The organism is Cellulosimicrobium funkei (assembly GCF_900155925.1).
Taxonomy (GTDB): domain Bacteria; phylum Actinomycetota; class Actinomycetes; order Actinomycetales; family Cellulomonadaceae; genus Cellulosimicrobium; species Cellulosimicrobium funkei.
This window is the reverse complement of sequence record NZ_FTMI01000001.1, coordinates 937466-954507: the sequence shown is the minus strand read 5'-3', so window position 1 is coordinate 954507 and position 17042 is coordinate 937466. Positions and strand designations below refer to the sequence as shown.

15 protein-coding genes are annotated in these 17042 nt (G+C 73.9%); 7 read left to right on the top strand and 8 right to left on the bottom strand.

Annotated elements, in window-relative coordinates:
- Nucleotides 1-9: 9 nt before the first annotated feature.
- From BXA05_RS04155 to BXA05_RS04135, 5 genes are all read right to left on the bottom strand, one after another.
- Nucleotides 10-423, bottom strand: coding sequence for a VOC family protein (locus BXA05_RS04155; RefSeq protein WP_076403994.1), 414 nt, complete (start codon nt 421-423; stop codon nt 10-12).
- A 3-nt stretch (nt 424-426) separates the two neighbouring features.
- Complete coding sequence (locus BXA05_RS04150; protein ID WP_076403993.1) at nt 427-1209, bottom strand: deoxyribonuclease IV; 783 nt, start codon at nt 1207-1209, stop codon at nt 427-429.
- Nucleotides 1210-1252: 43 nt separating this feature from the next.
- Nucleotides 1253-1495 (bottom strand): hypothetical protein, encoded by a 243-nt coding sequence (locus BXA05_RS04145; RefSeq protein ID WP_076403992.1) that lies wholly within the window; start codon nt 1493-1495, stop codon nt 1253-1255.
- A 229-nt stretch (nt 1496-1724) separates the two neighbouring features.
- The gene (locus BXA05_RS04140; RefSeq protein WP_170963128.1) at nt 1725-2864 is read right to left on the bottom strand and encodes an RDD family protein; all 1140 of its coding nucleotides are present in this window, start codon (nt 2862-2864) and stop codon (nt 1725-1727) included.
- 132 nt (nt 2865-2996) lie between these two features.
- Entirely contained in the window at nt 2997-4247 is a 1251-nt protein-coding gene (locus BXA05_RS04135) for an MFS transporter (RefSeq protein WP_083711373.1), read from the bottom strand.
- 66 nt (nt 4248-4313) lie between these two features.
- On the opposite strand from BXA05_RS04135, the gene BXA05_RS04130 reads away from it, so the two are divergent.
- Nucleotides 4314-4745, top strand: a complete 432-nt coding sequence (locus BXA05_RS04130) for a MerR family transcriptional regulator (protein WP_021483088.1) — start codon at nt 4314-4316, stop codon at nt 4743-4745.
- 56 nt (nt 4746-4801) lie between these two features.
- Here the strand turns inward: BXA05_RS04130 and BXA05_RS04125 are convergent, their stop codons facing one another.
- Nucleotides 4802-5137 carry a YnfA family protein gene (locus tag BXA05_RS04125; RefSeq protein ID WP_076403989.1) on the bottom strand — a complete coding sequence of 112 codons (336 nt, stop codon included), beginning with the start codon at nt 5135-5137 and terminating at the stop codon, nt 4802-4804.
- Between the two features lie 85 nt (nt 5138-5222).
- Here BXA05_RS04125 and BXA05_RS04120 point away from each other — a divergent pair, with 85 nt between their 5' ends.
- From BXA05_RS04120 to BXA05_RS04095, 6 genes are all read left to right on the top strand, one after another.
- Entirely contained in the window at nt 5223-6239 is a 1017-nt protein-coding gene (locus tag BXA05_RS04120; protein WP_076403988.1) for a LacI family DNA-binding transcriptional regulator, read from the top strand.
- 297 nt (nt 6240-6536) lie between these two features.
- Nucleotides 6537-8711 carry an alpha-galactosidase gene (locus tag BXA05_RS04115; protein ID WP_076403987.1) on the top strand — a complete coding sequence of 725 codons (2175 nt, stop codon included), beginning with the start codon at nt 6537-6539 and terminating at the stop codon, nt 8709-8711.
- Complete coding sequence (locus BXA05_RS04110) at nt 8708-9643, top strand: carbohydrate ABC transporter permease (RefSeq protein WP_076403986.1); 936 nt, start codon at nt 8708-8710, stop codon at nt 9641-9643. The genes BXA05_RS04115 and BXA05_RS04110 overlap by 4 nt, the downstream gene beginning before the upstream one ends.
- Before the next feature lie 7 nt (nt 9644-9650).
- Entirely contained in the window at nt 9651-10604 is a 954-nt protein-coding gene (locus tag BXA05_RS04105; RefSeq protein ID WP_021480452.1) for a carbohydrate ABC transporter permease, read from the top strand.
- A 91-nt stretch (nt 10605-10695) separates the two neighbouring features.
- Nucleotides 10696-12036: an ABC transporter substrate-binding protein gene (locus BXA05_RS04100; protein ID WP_021480451.1), complete on the top strand. Its 1341-nt coding sequence runs from the start codon at nt 10696-10698 to the stop codon at nt 12034-12036.
- A gap of 102 nt (nt 12037-12138) precedes the next feature.
- On the top strand, nt 12139-15042 hold the full coding sequence (locus BXA05_RS04095; RefSeq protein ID WP_076403985.1) for a carbohydrate-binding protein: 2904 nt from the start codon (nt 12139-12141) through the stop codon (nt 15040-15042).
- 424 nt (nt 15043-15466) lie between these two features.
- On the opposite strand, the gene BXA05_RS04085 is transcribed toward BXA05_RS04095, so the two are convergent.
- Nucleotides 15467-16102: a sugar O-acetyltransferase gene (locus BXA05_RS04085; protein WP_083711371.1), complete on the bottom strand. Its 636-nt coding sequence runs from the start codon at nt 16100-16102 to the stop codon at nt 15467-15469.
- Between the two features lie 175 nt (nt 16103-16277).
- A complete protein-coding gene (locus BXA05_RS04080; protein WP_076403984.1) occupies nt 16278-17003 on the bottom strand; it encodes a HEAT repeat domain-containing protein in 726 nt (241 codons plus the stop codon).
- Nucleotides 17004-17042: the final 39 nt, after the last annotated feature.

The following is a 17042-nucleotide window of genomic DNA, read 5'->3' as shown; positions in this document are numbered from 1 at the left end:
ACCGGCCGCTCAGGGGTGGTCGAGCGGCGGCGAGCTCAGGCAGAACGGGTGGCCCTCCGGGTCCGCGTAGACGCGGAACAGGTCGTCGGGGTGGCCCTCGTCCTCCGGTGTGCCCGTGAGCGGGCGCGCGCCGCAGGCGAGCGCGTGCTCGTGCGCCGCGTCGAGGTCGGGGACGTCGAGGTCGACGTGCACGCGCGCCCCGCCGGGCCAGGGTCGTACCTCGGCGTCGGACCGCTGGAACGCGAGGCGCGACGCGCCGCCCGGGACCTGGAGCGAGAGCCAGTCGTCGCCCGCCGGGTCGGCGACCTCGTGTCCCGGCGTGTACGCCCAGCCGGTCAGGCGCCGGTAGAACTCCGCGAGCGCGCGCGGGTCGCGCGCGTCGACGGTGACGTTGCGGAGCCGCAGCGGGCGCGGGTCTCCCACGGCTCAGCCGACCTGCTCGCGCAGCCACGCGACGTCGGCCGGGACGTCGGCGTGCGTCTCGCAGACGACCGACGTGCCCGCGGCGCGCACGACCCCGAGCAGGAGCTCCGGGTCGATCGTCCCGGCCGTGAGGCCTGCGTGGCGGTCGGCGCCGGAGCCCGCGGTGTCGCGGCTGTTGTTGAGGTGCACGAGGTCGACGCGGCCGGTGATCGCGCGCACGTGGTCGACCGCCGTCGTGAGGTCGATGCCGCCCGCCCAGGCGTGGCACGTGTCGAGGCAGAACCCGACGTTCTCGGCGCCGTCGGCCTGCTGCACGGCCGCCCACAGGCCCTCGATGCGGTCGAGGCGGCGGGCCATCGAGAAGTCGCCGCCGGCGGTGTTCTCGATGTAGACGGTGACGTCCGTCTGGAGGGCGTCGATCGCCTTGCGCCAGTTGTCGAAGCCCTTCGCCGGGTCCTCCTTCGCGGTGACGTGCCCGCCGTGGACCACGACGCCCGTCGCGCCGACCGCCGCCGCGCCGTCCACGATCTGCTGGAGCAGCTTGCGGCTCGGGATGCGGATGCGGTTGTTGGGGCTCGCGACGTTGATGACGTACGGCGCGTGCACGACGAGCTCGAGGTCCGCCGCCGTGGCGGCGTCCTTCAGGGCCTCCGCGCCGCCCGGGAACGTGAACTCCGGACCCTTCCACGACTGGGGGTCGCCGAGGAAGATCTGGGCGACGTCCGCGCCGATGCTCGCTGCCTGCGCGATGACGTCCGACTGGTCGAGGTGGGCTCCGATCCGCATGGGGACCAACCTACGCGGCGCCGCCCACGCGCGCGGCCGTTCGTCACCAGCCGGTCGAGCTCCTCCGGATGACGTCACGGCGCAGGTCGAGCAGCGCCGCGCGGGCGCGCCGGCGGCGGTCGGTCGGGTCGACCGTGAGCTCGTCACCGGGGTTCGCCCGACGGCGCGGCTCGCCGTGGACGTTGAGGTCGGGCGCGGCGCCGTGGTCGGCCGCGCGGTGCGCCGTCGTCGGGCCGGCCGACGTCGGGGCGGACGGTGCGGAGAAGAGCGGGCGGTTGTCCGGCACGGGAGCCTCCTCGGGGACTCCGTCGCGCGGGGCGGCGGAGGGTCGGGACGATGCTGGTGCGCCGGGCTCGCCGCCCGGCGCCCCCTCATCGTGCGACCGCGACGTTTCCCCCGGTCGACCTGGACGTTTCGGCGATGTTGCGGTCCCACCCGGCCGTCGAGCACGGGGTTCGCGACCGCCCGAGCCCGATCCCGGTCGCCGACCCCGTGCTCGACGGCAGCCGGTCAGGTCAGGAGGGGGCCCGGGCTCCGCACGTCGCGATCGTCTGCGGTCCCTCTTCGCCGTCGACCACCACCGAGGCCTCCCAGCGCCAGGCCGCCGGCAGGAGGTCGACCGTCCCCGCCGGCACGTGGACCGCGTCGAGGCCGGAGCCCGGCGACGTGGGCTCGACCGACTCCCACCCCGGCCCGCCGTCCGGCGTCTGCTCGACGCGGAAGGACGACCGGAACTCGCCCAGCTCGTCGCCCTGCCACGTCGTGAGGTGCACGACGAGCGCGCCGTCCAGCGGCCCGTCGAGCGTCACCCCCGGGGCGACATCGACGGTGAACGCCGCCTCGAGGCCCGCCTCCTCGCCGGCCCACGCGGGGAGCGGGTCCGTGCGGGTGACGCCCCAGCGGGTCACGGTGCCCGCCTCCGACCAGCCGGACACGTCGATGTCGCTGACCGTCAGTGGAGACCCGGCCGCGACCTCGGGCGTGCACGACTGCATCTCCGGGTCGCCGGTGGTGAACGTGGCGGGGCCGAGCATGAAGAGGGCGCTGCCCGCCGCGAGGACCGTCGCCGCGCCGGTCACGACGCGCGACGGCGTCGGGCCGCCGAGGCCGGTGCCCGGGCCGAGGAACGGGACGGGCGGACGCACGCGCCGGAGCACGACGGTGCTGCACAGCGAGTCGGCGAACGTGCGGCGCTGCGCGTTCCACAGCGGGCGGAGGAAGCCGATGTAGAGCAGCGCGTCGAGGACGTGCGCCACGCTCCGCAGGACCGTGCGCACGAGGCCCGCGGGGCGACCCGTGGCGTCGTGCACGACGACGATCCCCACCGTCCGCTTGCCGGGCGTCGCGCCGGTCCAGGCCTGGAGGGCGAGGAGCGCGGCCGTGGTGCCGACGGCCCACCACGCCCCGCCGGGCACCGGTGCCTCCGTGCTCACGCCGACGGTGATCGTCGGGATCCAGGCGACCTCGTAGGCCGGCCCGACGGCGAGGAACAGCACCGTCGCGGCGATCGCGGTGTCGAGCAGCGACGCGACGACCCGGCGCGACCAGCTCGCGTAGGGGCCGTGCGCGGGTTCGAGCTCCGGCAGCGTGTCGTCGAGGTCTCCGGCTCCGACGGCGTTCGTCGGCCCCCTGCCGGTCGGGGCGTCGATGGCCACGCGCGCATCCTGGCACAGCGCGCCCCCGGTGACCACACCCTCCCGCCGAGCACGACGTTCCCGGCGTTCTCGTGGCGAGAACGCCGGGAACCTCGTGCTCGACCCGGAGCGACCTCGTGCTCGGCGGCCGTCTCAGCGGAAGGAGTGCCGCCGACCCAGGGCGACCGTCGCGACCACCGGGACCATGAGCGCGAGAGAGACCCACGGGAGGCCGCCCGGTCCCGCGACGGCGAGCGCCGCGCCGCCGACGGCACCGCCGAGCGCGACGGACGTGTTCCACACGGTGACGAGCGCGGACTGCGCGACGTCGGCGCCGTCGCCCGCGGCCCGGGCGGCGGCGGTCGTGTAGAGCGTCCCGGCGCCGCCGAACGCCGCACCCCAGGCGGCGACGGCGAGCACGACGACGACGGTCGACGTCGGGGCGAGGCCGAGCACGAGCATCGCGAGGCCGAAGACGACGACCGACCCGAGGGTGAGGGCGCGCAGACGGTGGTCGATGAGCGCCCCGACGAGCACGAGCGCCCCTGCGGACGCGGCGCCGAGGACGAGGAGCAGCGCACTGGTGCGCGAGCCCTGGCCGAGGTGCGCGAGGTGGACCGCGACGTACGTGTACAGGGACGTGTTGGCGAGCACGTTGAGCCCGGCGACGAGCAGCACCGGCCGCAGGCCGGGGCGGGGGAGGACGGCGCGGATCGCGAGCTGCGCGCCGCGCGGGGTGCCCGCGGCGCCGGGGACGCCGAGCCGGATCCAGGCGAGCAGCGCGACCCCGACGACGGAGAGGACGCCGAACGTCCAGCGCCACCCGACGGCGGCGCCCAGCACGGCCCCGGCGGGGACGCCGAGCGTCAGGGCGAGCGGACCCCCGGCCATGGCGATCGTCATCGCGCGGCCGACGCGGTCCGCCGGCACGATCCGGCGCACGTACCCGGGCAGGAGCGCCCACGTCAGCCCGGCGACGAGCCCCGCGGCGAAGCGCGCGACGAGCGTCAGCGCGAACGACGACGACACCGCGGTGACGGTGTTCGCGACGACGAACCCCGCGACCGCCACGAGGAGCAGCGTGCGGCGGTCCCATCGCGCCGTGGCGCGCGTGAGCGGGATCGCGGCGACGATCGCCCCGACGGCGAACGCGGTGACGGTCTGCCCGGCCGCGCCCGCCCCGACGCCGAGGTCGGCGGCCATGGCGGGCAGCACGCCCGCGGGGAGGATCTCGGTGAGGAGCGTGAGGAACCCCGACGCCGCGAGCGCGAGGAGCGCGGCGACGGGCAGGCGGCCGGGGCTGGGGGTCACCGGGTTCGCCGGGGTTGCCGGGGCGTCGGCTGAGACGGGGCCCGGGACGGCGGCGGCCGTGGGACCGGTGGTGGGTGTGCTCGTCGTGGACATGGGGTTAGCATCGATGTCTGACATTGATGTGAAGGTCAAGCGACACGACCTGGTGAGGAGGATCACGTGCGGATCGGCGAGCTGTCCCGGCGCACCGGGACCCCGACGCGACTCCTGCGGTACTACGAGGAGCAGGGCCTGTTCACGCCCGAGCGGGCCGAGAACGGCTACCGCGAGTACGGCGAGCACCTCGTCGACCGCGTGCTCCAGATCCGCGGGCTCCTCGAGGTGGGGTTCACGACGAAGATCATCAAGGAGTTCCTGCCGTGCCTCGGCAACGCGCCGGAGATCCACCTGCACAACGCCTACCCGGACAAGATCGCGCTCCTCGAGACCGAGCTCGCGCGCCTGGAGGACCGCATCCGCATCCTCGAGAAGAACCGCGAGGCGATCGCCGACTACCTCGACCGCATCCGCCCGTTCGCCCAGCGCCCGGAGGACCGCGTCGCCGGGAGCGCCTCGTCGAGCACGACGTTGCTGTCGTCCTCCGCCGGATAGCGACGGCAACGTCGTGCACGGCGGGGGATGGGCAGGGCGTGGGCGGGGGGCCTCGGTCACTCGGGGCGTGGGGCGTACATGATGACGGCGACGCCGGTGAGGCACAGCAGCGCACCGGTCACGTCCCAGCGGTCCGGGCGGAAGCCGTCCACGACCATGCCCCACGCGAGCGAGCCGGCGACGAACACCCCGCCGTACGCGGCGAGGATGCGCCCGAAGCTCGCGTCCGGCTGGAGCGTCGCGACGACGCCGTAGAGCCCGAGCACGACGACGCCCGCCCCGATCCACAGCCAGCCCCGGTGCTCGCGGAGCCCCTGCCACACGAGCCACGCCCCGCCGATCTCGAGCAGCGCGGCGAGCACGAACAGCGGGATCGAGCGCGCGAGGTCCATGCGCGCCAGCGTAGGGGGGAGCGCGTGCGCCGTGGCGGTGTCCCTTCGTGCAAACGTAGGTCGAGATTCGGCGTAGCCTTCCGGGGTGACGACTCCCAGACACCAGCCGCCCGTGCTCTCCGACGTGGCTGAGCTCGCCGGGGTGAGCGTCTCGACGGTGTCGCGCGTCCTCACCGGACGCACCCCGGTGAGCCCGAGGCTGCGGGACAAGGTGCAGGCCGCCGTCTCCCAGCTCGGCTACCGCCCCAACGCCGCTGCGCAGACGCTCGTCAGCGGGCGGAGGTCGACGGTCGCGGTGCTCGCGCGCAACACGCTGCGCTACGGCTACGCCGCCACGCTCCAGGGGATCGAGGAGGCGGCACGCGCCGCGGGCTACGTCGTCTCGATCGCCGTCGTGGAGTCGGAGGCCCCCCGCGACCTGGGCCGCGCGGTCGACCTCGTCCTGTCGCAGTCGCTCGCCGGGGCGATCGTGGTCGAGTTCGACTCGCTCGGCGTGCGCACGCTCGAGGCGCTGCCGGAGGCGCTGCCCGTCGTGGCGGCCGCGGGTGCGCGACGCCGGCAGGGGCCGCGACCGCATGCGTTCCTCGACGACCAGGCGGGCGGCGAGGAGGCGACGCGCTACCTCCTGGGCCTGGGGCACCGCACCGTCCACCACGTCGCGATCCCCGCGACGCGGCCGCGCAGCGGGCGCAGCTGGGGGTGGCGCCGCGCGCTCGAGGCGGCCGGGGTCGAGCGGCCGGACGTGGTCCAGGCGAGCTACGACCCCGACTCCGGCTACGAGGCGGGGCTGCGGCTGGCCGACGACCCCGACGTCACCGCGGTCCTGTGCGGCAACGACGAGCTGGCGATCGGCGTCATGCGGGCGCTGGCCGAGCGCGGGCGTCGCGTCCCGGAGGACGTCAGCGTGGTCGGGTTCGACGACCAGCCGTTCGCGCGCATGTGGAGCCCGCCGCTGACGACGGTCGCCCAGGACTTCGTCGACCTCGGACGGCGCACCTTCGGGATGCTGGCGCGCTGGGTCGAGACGGGCGAGCCGCCGGAGGACAGCGCGACCCGGCCCACGCTCGTCGTCCGGGAGAGCGCCGCGCCGCCGCGCGCCTGACCCCGCGCCCCGGAGCGCCCGACGTCGCGCGCGTGACACCCCGCGCGCCTGAGACCCCGCGCGCCTGACGTGCTCCCGTGCCGCTCGGTCTGGCGCACCCGTCCCCGACCGCGCGGCCCGACGTGTCTGCCCCCGTCCGGAGGCCTTCTCTCGCGTCGCGACCACGCCGATGGCTCGCCGCCATTCTGACCGACGTTTGCAGAACCCCGGATGTGTGCGTTAACTTCTGACCAACGTTTGCAGGACCCGCACCGATGCGGGGCGACGAGGGAGTGCGCGTACGTGGTGAGCACAACGATGGCCGAGGACGTCCGTGACGCGGGCGGGACCCCCGTCTGGCCCCGGGTGGTGCGTCTGGCGGCGGCGGGCGCCGCCGTCGTCCTGCTGCTCCCCGAGGACGGTCTGCCCGAGGTCCTGCACTGGGGCTCCGACATCGGCGAGAGCCGGCAGGACCTCGAGGCCCTCGAGCGCGCGACCCGCCCCGTCCTCGCGACGAACGGCGTCGACCAGGGCGTCCGCGTCTCCCTGCTGCCCGAGTCCTGGACCGGGTGGACGGGCACGCCGGGGCTCGCGGGGCACCGCGCGGGCGCGAGCTGGTCGCCGCGGTTCCGCCCGGTCCGGATCGACGTCGACCAGCGTCGGGACGGCGGCGCGGTCGTCGTCGAGGCGCACGACGCGGACGCGGGGCTGCGCCTCGGGCTGGAGCTGGAGATGCTGCCGTCCGGGCTGCTCCGCCTCCGCGGCCGCGTCACCAACGTCGCCGCCCGGCCCTACGCGCTCGAGGGCCTGCGGCTCGCCCTGCCCGTCCCCACGACGGCGGACGAGCTCCTCGACCTCGCCGGTCGCTGGGCCAAGGAGCGGGTCCCGCAGCGGTCCCCCTTCGTCGTCGGCTCCCACGTCCGCGAGGGCCGGCACGGCCGGACCGGCGCGGACGCCGCGACCGTGCTCGTCGCGGGCGAGCCCGGGTTCGGGTTCGACGCCGGGGAGACGTGGGGAGTCCACGTCGCGTTCAGCGGCAACCACGTCGTCTCCGCAGAGCGGACCTTCGACGGGCGTCGGCTCCTCCTCGGGGGCGAGCTGCTGCTCCCCGGCGAGGTCGAGCTCGCGCCGGAGGAGTCGTACACGGGCCCCTGGCTCTACGCGAGCCACGCGGACGGTCTCGACGCGCTCGCCGCCCGCTTCCACGACCACCTCCGCGCACGTCCCGGGCACCCGCGCACCCCGCGACCGGTCGTCATGAACGTGTGGGAGGCCGTGTACTTCGACCACGACCTCGACCGGCTCAAGGAGCTCGCCGACCTCGCGGCCGAGGTGGGGACCGAACGGTTCGTCCTCGACGACGGGTGGTTCGGCGGGCGTCGGGACGACGCCACGGGCCTCGGCGACTGGACCGTGTCCGACGACGTCTGGGGAGAGGGGCGCTTCGCGGACCTCGTCCGGCACGTCAAGGGGCGCGGGATGGAGTTCGGCCTCTGGTTCGAGCCCGAGATGGTGAACCTCGACTCCGACCTCGCGAGGCGGCACCCCGAGTGGATCCTCCAGGTGGAGGGACGGCTCCCCGTCGAGGCGCGGCACCAGCAGGTGCTCGACCTCTCGCACCCGGGCGCGTACGAGCACGTGCTGTCGAGCATCGTCGCGATCGTCCGCGAGCACGGTGTCGACTTCATCAAGTGGGACCACAACCGCGACCTCGTCGACGCGGGCTCGACGCGCACCGGTCGTGCGGGGGTCCACGAGCAGACCCTCGCGACGTACCGCCTCCTGGACGAGGTCCGTGCACGGTGCCCGGGGCTCGAGATCGAGTCCTGCTCGTCCGGCGGAGCGCGCGTCGACCTCGGGATCCTCGAGCGGACCGACCGGGTCTGGGCGTCGGACTGCATCGACGCCCACGAGCGGCAGCAGATCCAGCGCTGGACGGCGCAGCTCCTCCCGCCCGAGCTGGTCGGCAGCCACGTGGGGGCCGACCGGGCGCACACGACCGGGCGCCGGCTCGACCTGTCGTTCCGCGCGGCGACGGCGCTCTTCGGCCACTTCGGGATCGAGTGGGATCTCTCGGAGGCCACCGAGGCGGAGCGGCGCGAGCTCGCCGACTGGGTCGAGCACTACAAGCAGGTGCGCCACCTCGTGCACACGGGCCGCGTCGTGCGCCGGTCGCTGGAGGGGGGTGACCTGTGGCTGCACGGCGCGGTGAGCCCGGACCGCACGGAGGCGCTGTACGGGCTCACGCTGCGCGAGCGCCACGTGACGTGGCCGGCGGGGCGCGTGCAGCTCCCCGGTCTCGACCCCGACGCGACCTACGTCGTCCGCCCGTCCGGGCCGTCGGTGGTCCGCGCCGACGACCCGCGGTCGGCGCCCGCGTGGTGGGCGGGCGGGCTCCGGCTGAGCGGAGCGGCCCTCGGGTCCGTCGGGCTGAGCGTCCCCGCGCTCGACCCGGACCAGGCGGTGCTGATCCACGTGGAGGTGGAGCGATGACCACGCAGGCGACGGGTCCACGGCGGGCGACCGCCCCTCCGGCGGCGCGACGCCGGTCGCAGGAGCTGCGGAACCTGCCGGCGGCCCTGCTGTTCGTGCTGCCCGCCGGCATCGGGTTCGTCGTGTTCTTCCTGTGGCCGGCGCTCCGGGGGATCTGGCTGAGCCTCACCGACTCGACCGCCTTCAACACCGGCGGGTTCGTGGGGCTCGAGAACTACCAGCGGATGGTCGCGGACCCGGTGTTCTGGAACGCCTTCAAGGTGACCGTCTGGTACGTGCTGCTCAACATCGGCCTCCAGACGGTGCTCGCGGTGGTGGTGGCGGTGCTCATGCACCGGCTCACGCGGTCCTTGGTCGTCCGCGGCATCATCCTCACGCCGTACCTCGTGTCCAACGTCGTCGCGGCGATGCTCTTCCTCATGCTGCTCGACTACCAGCTCGGCTTCGTCAACGAGCTGGTCGAGTCGCTCGGCGGCGACCGCATCATGTTCTTCGGCGACCAGTCGCTCGTGATCCCGACGATCGCCCTCGTCAACGTGTGGCGCCATCTCGGCTACACGGCGCTCCTGCTGTTCGCGGGCCTCCAGACGATCCCCGAGAACCTCTACGAGGCGGGCCGCGTCGACGGCGCGTCCGAGCTGCGCATGTTCCGGTCGATCACGATGCCGCTGCTGCGCCCGTACCTGGGCCTCGTGCTCATCGTCACGATGATCGGCTCGTTCCAGGTGTTCGACACCGTCTCCGTCGCGACCCAGGGCGGCCCGGCGAACGCCTCGAACGTCATCCAGTACTACATCTACGAGGTCGCCTTCAGCCGCGGGTACGACTTCGGGTACGCGTCGGCCATGTCGGTCGCGCTGCTCGTGGTGCTCGCCGCGATCGCGATCGTCCAGTTCCGGCTCACCCGGGCGAACCAGAACGACATGGCGTGAGGTACCGATGACCACCACAGCTCCCGCTCCCGTCGCCACGCCGACCGGACCCGCCCACCCCGAGCCGGCACCCCGCCGTCGCCGACGTCGCACCACGCCGGGCCGGGTCCTCGGCTGGGTCGTGCTCGCGCTCCTCCTGGTCGTGACGCTCTTCCCCTTCTACTGGATGCTCCGCACCGCGTTGTCCACGAACGCCGCGCTGCCGGGAGGGGCGGCCGACCCGTTGCCGGTCGGGTTCAGCGGGGAGGGTTTCCGCCGCGCGCTCGGGCTCGCCACCGCGCAGGAGTCGCTCGCGGACGGCGGGTCCGGCGCCTCGATGGACTTCCCGCGCTACCTGCTGAACTCCGTCGTGGTCGCGACGCTCGTCACCGTGTGCCAGGTGTTCTTCTCGGCGATGGCGGCCTACGCGTTCGCGCGGCTGCGCTGGCCGGGGCGCGACGCCGTCTACGCGGTCTTCCTCGCCGGCCTGATGGTCCCGACCATCTTCACGCTGCTGCCGAACTTCCTGCTCGTGCGCGACCTCGGTCTGCTCGACACGCTGCCCGGCATCGCGCTCCCCACGATGCTCATGACGCCGTTCGCGGTGTTCTTCCTCCGCCAGTTCTTCGCCGGGATCAGCTTCGAGATCGAGGAGGCGGCGAAGCTCGACGGCGCGGGCCGGTTCCGGACGTTCTTCACCATCGTGCTGCCCATGGCGTCGCCCGCCGTGGTGACGCTCGCGGTCCTCACGTACATCACGGCCTGGAACGACTACCTGTGGCCCCTGCTCGTGAGCCAGTCCGACGACTCACGAGTCCTGACCCTCGCGCTCGGGATCTTCCGGGCGCAGTCCCCCCAGGCGTCCCCGGACTGGGCGGGGCTCATGGCGGCGACGCTGCTCGCAGCGCTGCCGATGCTCCTGCTCTTCCTCGCCTTCGCGAAGAGGATCGTCAACTCGATCGGCTTCACCGGGATCAAGTAGCCGCTCGGCACCAGGGGGCACGGGCCGGCGGCCGTCGGACCCGACAACCATTCCGCACCATCGACGCGGATGTCTGCGAAAGGGAACAACGATGCGAAAGTCTGTCCACGTCGCGGTGGCGGGGTGCCTGGTCCTGGCCCTCGGTGCGTGCTCGTCGGGAGGCGGCTCGGGCTCGGGAGGGTCGGGCGAGCAGGTCTCGTACTGGCTCTGGGACTCGAACCAGGTGCCCGCCTACCAGGAGTGCGCGGCCGCGTTCACGGAGCAGAACCCGGACATCACGATCAAGATCGAGCAGTTCGCCTGGGACGACTACTGGACGAAGCTCACCGCCTCCTTCGTGGGCGGCTCCGGCCCGGACGTGTTCGTCGACCACCTGTCGAAGTACGGCGAGTTCGCGGCGCAGGGCCAGATCGTCGCGCTCGACGACCTCGTGGAGGAGGACTCGGTCGACACGTCGGTCTACGCCGAGGGCCTCGTCGACCCGTGGCGCTACGCCGACGGCTCGCTCTACGGCCTGCCGAAGGACTGGGACACGACCGCGTTCTTCTACAACGAGGCGCTGGTCGCCGACGCGGGCTACACGGCGGAGGACCTGTGGGCCGCCGACTGGAACCCCGACGACGGCGGCACGTTCGAGCAGATCGTCGCGCACCTGACGGTGGACGCGAACGGCGTGCGCGGTGACGAGGCCGGGTTCGACAAGTCGAACGTCGCGGTCTACGGCCTGGGCATCAACCCGAACTTCGAGGAGACGGGCCAGATGCAGTGGGCCAACTTCACGGGGTCGCTCGACTGGGACTACCTCGACCAGAACCCGTGGGGCACGCGCTACAACTTCGACGACCCCGAGTTCCAGAAGACCGTCGACTGGTTCTACGGCCTCGCGGACAAGGGCTACGCGCCCGCCGCCGGGGTGTTCTCCGAGGAGACGCTCACCCAGGTGGGCTCCGGCAAGGTCGCCATGGGCACCAACGGCTCGTGGGCGACGGGGACCTTCAAGGCGCTCGAGGGCGTCGACGTCGGGATCGCGCCCGGCCCGGTCGGGCCGACGGGTGACCGCGCCTCGCTCTTCAACGGCGTCGCCGACTCGATCAGCGCGTCGTCGAAGAAGCAGGACGCTGCGTGGGAGTGGGTCAAGTACCTCGGGTCGAGCGCGTGCCAGGACGTCGTCGCCGAGCACGCCGTCGTGTTCCCCGCGATCCCCGGCTCGGCCGACAAGGCGCTGGAGGCCTTCGACGCGAAGGGCTGGGACGTCTCGGCGTTCTTCAGCTACCGCGAGGACGGGCGCACGTTCCTCCCGCCGATCACCGTCCGGGCCGGCGAGGTGAACGCGATCGCGTCGGTCGCCTTCGAGGACATCGCGCTCGGGAACAAGGACGCGTCGTCGCTGACCGAGGCCAACGAGCAGATCAACGCGGTCCTCGCGGACTGAGCACCAGCACGACGGCGGGGTGCGGCGGAGTCGCCGCACCCCGTCGGCGGGGCGGTCGTCCCGGCCGCCCCGCTCCCCGACAGCACGAAGGAGTGTGGACAGATGCACGGCAGGCGAGCGGACGGCGGGCGCAGGATGCTCCGCCGGCTCACGGCGGGGCTGACCGCGTCCGTGGTCGTGGCGACCGGCGCGGTGACCGTGCTGCCCGGCGCGGCGGCCGCGGAGGACGTGGAGGTCCTGGCCGTCGACCTGGCAGCGTCGACGGGCGCGGTGCAGGGCGGAGCCTCGGGCATGCTCTACGGGCTGGGCGACGACGGCGTGCCCACCGACCCCATCATCGCGGGGGCCCGGCCGACCAACGTCACCCAGAAGGCACCGCACGGCGCGCAGCACCCCAACGGGGACCCGCTCGACGTCGAGCGCTCGCTCTTCGAGAACGGGGGCGAGTACCTGATGGTGAACATCCAGGACTATTACCCCGACTGGGCCTACAACGGCGGCAAGCGTCCCGAGGACTTCGACACGTACCTCGACATCGTGCGCACCGTCGTGACGAGCATCGTCGAGGAGTCCGACTACCCCGAGCGGTACGTCTTCACGCCGTTCAACGAGCCCGACGGCATCAACTGGTACGGCGACTGGAACGTCATGCGGGACACGTTCCTCGCGGACTGGAAGGCCGCCTACGAGACCATCAAGGAGGTCTACCCCGAGGCACGGATCGCCGGCCCTGGTGACGCGTGGTGGCACGGGACGAGCACCCGCCAGATCCTCACCTACGCGAAGGCCAACGACGTCCTGCCGGACATGTGGACCTGGCACGAGCTCGGGGTCGAGAACCTCGCGACCTTCCGCTCGCACCTCGCCGAGTTTCGCCGGATCGAGCAGGAGGTCGGCGTCGGCCCGCTGCCCGTGAACATCACGGAGTACGCGATGCGCCGCGACATGGGCGTGCCCGGCCAGCTGGTGCAGTGGATCTCGATGTTCGAGGACGAGAAGGTCGACGCCCAGACGGCGTACTGGACGTTCGCGGGCAACCTCAACGACAACATGGCCAAGAACAACGGCGCGAACGGCGCGTGGTGGCTGCTCAAGTGGTACGGCGACCTCACGGGGGAGACCGTGGAGCTCACCCCGCCGGCGCTGAACGCGGTTGACACGCTGCAGGGGCTCGCCGCCCTGGACGCCGAGAAGCGCCAGGCGACGGTGCTCTTCGGTGGCGGCTCGAAGGACGTCCGCCTCGACGTGTCGGGCGTCGACACGGAGGTCTTCGGCGACGAGGTCGACGTCCAGGTGCGCCGGGCGGAGTTCACCGGGCAGGAGGGCGAGGCCCTGGCGCCGCCGGTCGTGGTGGCCGAGCGCGCGTCGGTGGTCGACGGCGCGGTGCAGGTCGTCGTCCCGAACGACGACCGTCACTCCGCCTACCAGGTCGTGGTGACGCCGGCCCTCGACGAGGCGCCCGTGGCGGACACGACGTGGAGGCAGCGCGTGGAGGCGGAGTCGACCCGGCTGTCCGGGCTGACGGTCGTGGACCGGCCGGCCGGTGACGCGTGGACGTTCGCGGCCTCGGGCGCCAAGGACGTGCGCGGGTTCACGACGGCGGGCGCGTCGGCGTCGTGGACGGTCGACGTCCCGACGACGGGCACGTACCGCCTGGGCGTCATCGCGGGGGTGAACGGGCCGAACGTGGGGCCGGGCTCGCACGCGCTGTTCGTCGACGGGGCTCCGGCGGGGACGATCCGCTACGAGGCGGGGTTCTCGGACTCCTACCGCGGCAAGGCGGAGGTCCTGGTGGAGCTGCAGGCGGGTGCGCGCGAGCTGTCGGTGCGCGCGAGCGCCGACGGGTCGACCGTGCTGCCCGGGGCGAACGTCACGCTCGACCGGTTCGACCTCGAGCGGGTGGACGGCCCGGACACGACGACCTACCCGGCCCACCTCGCCCGTCTGCGGGGCGCGTCGGTCTCCTACGACGCCGGAGAGGCCGGGCGGGTGCAGGTCGGCGGCGACGGCACCGCGACGTTCTACGTGGCCGCGCGCGAGACGGGGTACTACGACGTCACGCTCGACTACTCCGCGGACGCACCGACCACGGTGGGCCTGCGGCTCAACGGCCGGGAGGTCGTGGGCCTCGAGGCCGACGCCGCCGGTGCGCGCACCTCGTCGGCGCGGGTGCACCTCACGCAGGGGATCACGGAGCTCACGGTCACCGCGCCGGGCGGCATCTCGCTCGGTGCGCTGACAACCACGCGTGCGGCAGGGTCGGACGCGTCGGTCGAGACGGTCGAGGCCGAGGACGTGCTCCAGCTCTCGGGCGGTGCGCGGCTGGAGTCGGTCGCGCAGCCGACCGACGTGTCGGGACGGCAGGTCTCCTGGCTGGGCGGCAGCGAGCAGAGCGTCGCCGTGTGGCCGCGCGCGGAGGGCGTGGGCGCAGGCCAGTACGACCTCGTGGTGCGGTACGCGAACGCGGAGAAGAACACCGGGCACGCGTACAACACCGACGTCATCACGCGCTTCCTCGACGTGAGCGAGGCCGGCGGCGGCACCACGCGCGGCGCCTTCCGGCACAACTACTCGTGGAAGGGCTTCTGGACCCACACGGTGGCTCTGGACCTGACCACCGACGACGGTGCCCTGACGCTCGGCAACGCCACGGGCTGGGCCCCGAACCTGGACACCCTGGCCCTCGCGCCGCTCGTGCTCGACGTGAGCAACGGGGCGTCCTCGCCGGGTGTCGCGGTGGAGGTCCAGGTGCAGCCGCGCTGCCTGGCGGGCACCGCGTACCTCGCCGTGCGTGCGACGAACGAGGAGCCGTCCGCGGTCGACCTCGCCGTCGTCACGGCGTACGGCAGCCGCGACTTCGCGGCGGTCGCGCCCGAGCGCTCCGGCTACCAGTCGTTCGCCGTGCGCGCGGCCCGGCTCGAGGCGGGGACCGTCACGGTGACCGCGTCGACGGACGGGCGCGACGGCCGGTACGACGTCGCGTACGACGCGCTCGACTGCGGCTGACCGGCTGGCCGACGTCGCTCGGGCCCCGCACGGAAGTGGACCGTGCGGGGCCCGAGCGCTGTGCTCTCCAGGGCGGCACGAGGGCCGAGCACCCCGAGGCGGAGCGCCGCGCGGCTACCGCCGGACCTGCTCCAGCGGCTCGGCCAGGCGGGTGCACTCGCTGCACCGCAGGCGTCGTGCCGTCCGCACGACGGGGTTCCCCACGGAGGTGGCGGGGATCCGGATCCTCACCTCGTGGGTGTGCTCCGCGCACGTGGCCGCGCCGCACTCGCTGCACACGGCCGTCGCGACCCGGCCGTCGCGGGGGGTGGTCCCGCACTCTGCACACTGCATGGCTCCTGCTCTCCGCCGGCGCCGGGCGCCGGCTGCTCGGTGACTGCGTCGTCGTGCGCGCCGGGCGTCGTCGCCCGGGCGCGGGTGCCGTTCAGCGGGCGGCGGTGTCCTCGGGGTCCGTCGCGATCGCGCGGACGGGGCGGCACGGGTTCCCCACCGCGACGACGCCCGCGGGGATGTCCCGCGTGACCACGGATCCCGCCCCGATGATGCTGTCGTCGCCGATCGTCACGCCGGGCGTGAGGGTGACCGAGCCGCCGATCCACACGTTGCTCCCGATCGTGACGGGCTCGGGGCGCTCCCAGCCCTCGCGGCGACGGACGACGTCCTCGGCGTGGTTCGGCGTGTAGATCGAGCAGCGCGGGCCGATGAGGCAGTCCGGGCCGATCGTGACGAGGCCGCCGCCGATGACCATGAAGTCGGCGTTGATGAAGGTGCGCGCGCCGATCAGCAGCCGGTCGCCGTAGTCGATCGTCAGCGGCGGGCGGAAGTCGATCCCCTCCTCGGCGCCGGGGACGAGCCGGTGGAAGAGGCGGCGTGCCTCGTCGACGTCCTCGAAGTACACGCGCCCGATGCGGTCGCACGTCGCGTGCGCGTCGCGGGTCAGCTCCTGCAGCGCGGGCGACGTGCGGTAGCGCAGCCACCCGCCGGAGAGCAGGCTGCGGAGGTCCTCGTCCGTGGCGGCCAGCTCGGCCATCCTCGTCGTCGGCTCGGTCGTGCTGCTCATCGGACTCCTTCGTCGTGATTAGTATTGCGGTTAAACATATAGGCGCGCGCGAAGGGACGCAAGGCTCCTCGGGCTCGACCTCTCTGGGCCGCCGTCGCCGGGCCGCCGTCGTCGGAACGCCGTCGCCGGGCCGCTGTCGCCGGCACGCCCTCGCCGGGGCGGCTCCCGGCGCCGGTCAGGACGCGGGGTCGAGCACGCGGCGCAGGCGCGCCTTCTTCTCGTTCTCGCGCACGACCCACGCCACGTCCGGGTCCGACGACCCGCGCAGCGCCGCGAACCGCGGCACACCGGCGGCCGGGTCACCGACGACGGCGACGCTCCAGCAGTACCCGAGGGCCTGGCGCAGCGTGCGCACGTCGGGGTCGCGGCGCGCGTCGGCGGGGAGCGCGCCGATCGAGGCGGTCGCGGCCGCGCACGCGTCCAGGGCGGCGGTCGCGGTCGCCGGGTCTCGCAGGAGTCGCGGCTCGCAGATCCCGGCGACGGCGGCGCGGCGGACCAGCGGGTCGGGGTCGGCGACCCACGACGCGACGAGCGCGCGGAGCGTAGCGGGCTCGGCGTCGCCGATCCGTTGGAGCGCCATCGCGGCGGCCTCGCGGACGCGCCACGACCCGTCCGACGCGCGGGCGCGCAGCTGGTCGGTCGGCTCCGCGCGCGCGTCGGTGGGAGCCGCGACGACGAGCCGGCCCAGCCCGCACGTCCCGCAGCACCGGAGGTACTCGTCGGGGTCGTCGGCCAGGGCGCGGACGAGCTCGGCGGGCGCGACGTCGGCGAACGCGCCCAGGAGCTCGAGGTTCGCGCGCGGACCCGGCAGCCCCGACCCCGCGGTGAGGTGCGCGCGCACCGCCGCCGGGTCGCCGTCGAGCGCGCGCAGCGCGGCCCGGTGCTCCTCTCGCACGGTCATGCCGACCACGCTAGGACGCGGCGCCCCCGTCCGACAGGG

What these genes read in the sequence shown, in the direction of transcription:
- BXA05_RS04150 (WP_076403993.1), bottom strand. Translation starts at nt 1,209, where the DNA reads ATGCGGATCGGAGCCCACCTCGACCAGTCGGACGTCATCGCGCAGGCA.
- BXA05_RS04135 (WP_083711373.1), bottom strand. Translation starts at nt 4,247, where the DNA reads ATGTCCACGACGAGCACACCCACCACCGGTCCCACGGCCGCCGCCGTC.
- BXA05_RS04125 (WP_076403989.1), bottom strand. Translation starts at nt 5,137, where the DNA reads ATGGACCTCGCGCGCTCGATCCCGCTGTTCGTGCTCGCCGCGCTGCTC.
- BXA05_RS04115 (WP_076403987.1), top strand. Translation starts at nt 6,537, where the DNA reads ATGGCCGAGGACGTCCGTGACGCGGGCGGGACCCCCGTCTGGCCCCGG.
- BXA05_RS04110 (WP_076403986.1), top strand. Translation starts at nt 8,708, where the DNA reads ATGACCACGCAGGCGACGGGTCCACGGCGGGCGACCGCCCCTCCGGCG.
- BXA05_RS04105 (WP_021480452.1), top strand. Translation starts at nt 9,651, where the DNA reads ATGACCACCACAGCTCCCGCTCCCGTCGCCACGCCGACCGGACCCGCC.
- BXA05_RS04100 (WP_021480451.1), top strand. Translation starts at nt 10,696, where the DNA reads ATGCGAAAGTCTGTCCACGTCGCGGTGGCGGGGTGCCTGGTCCTGGCC.
- BXA05_RS04095 (WP_076403985.1), top strand. Translation starts at nt 12,139, where the DNA reads ATGCACGGCAGGCGAGCGGACGGCGGGCGCAGGATGCTCCGCCGGCTC.
- BXA05_RS04085 (WP_083711371.1), bottom strand. Translation starts at nt 16,102, where the DNA reads ATGAGCAGCACGACCGAGCCGACGACGAGGATGGCCGAGCTGGCCGCC.
- BXA05_RS04080 (WP_076403984.1), bottom strand. Translation starts at nt 17,003, where the DNA reads ATGACCGTGCGAGAGGAGCACCGGGCCGCGCTGCGCGCGCTCGACGGC.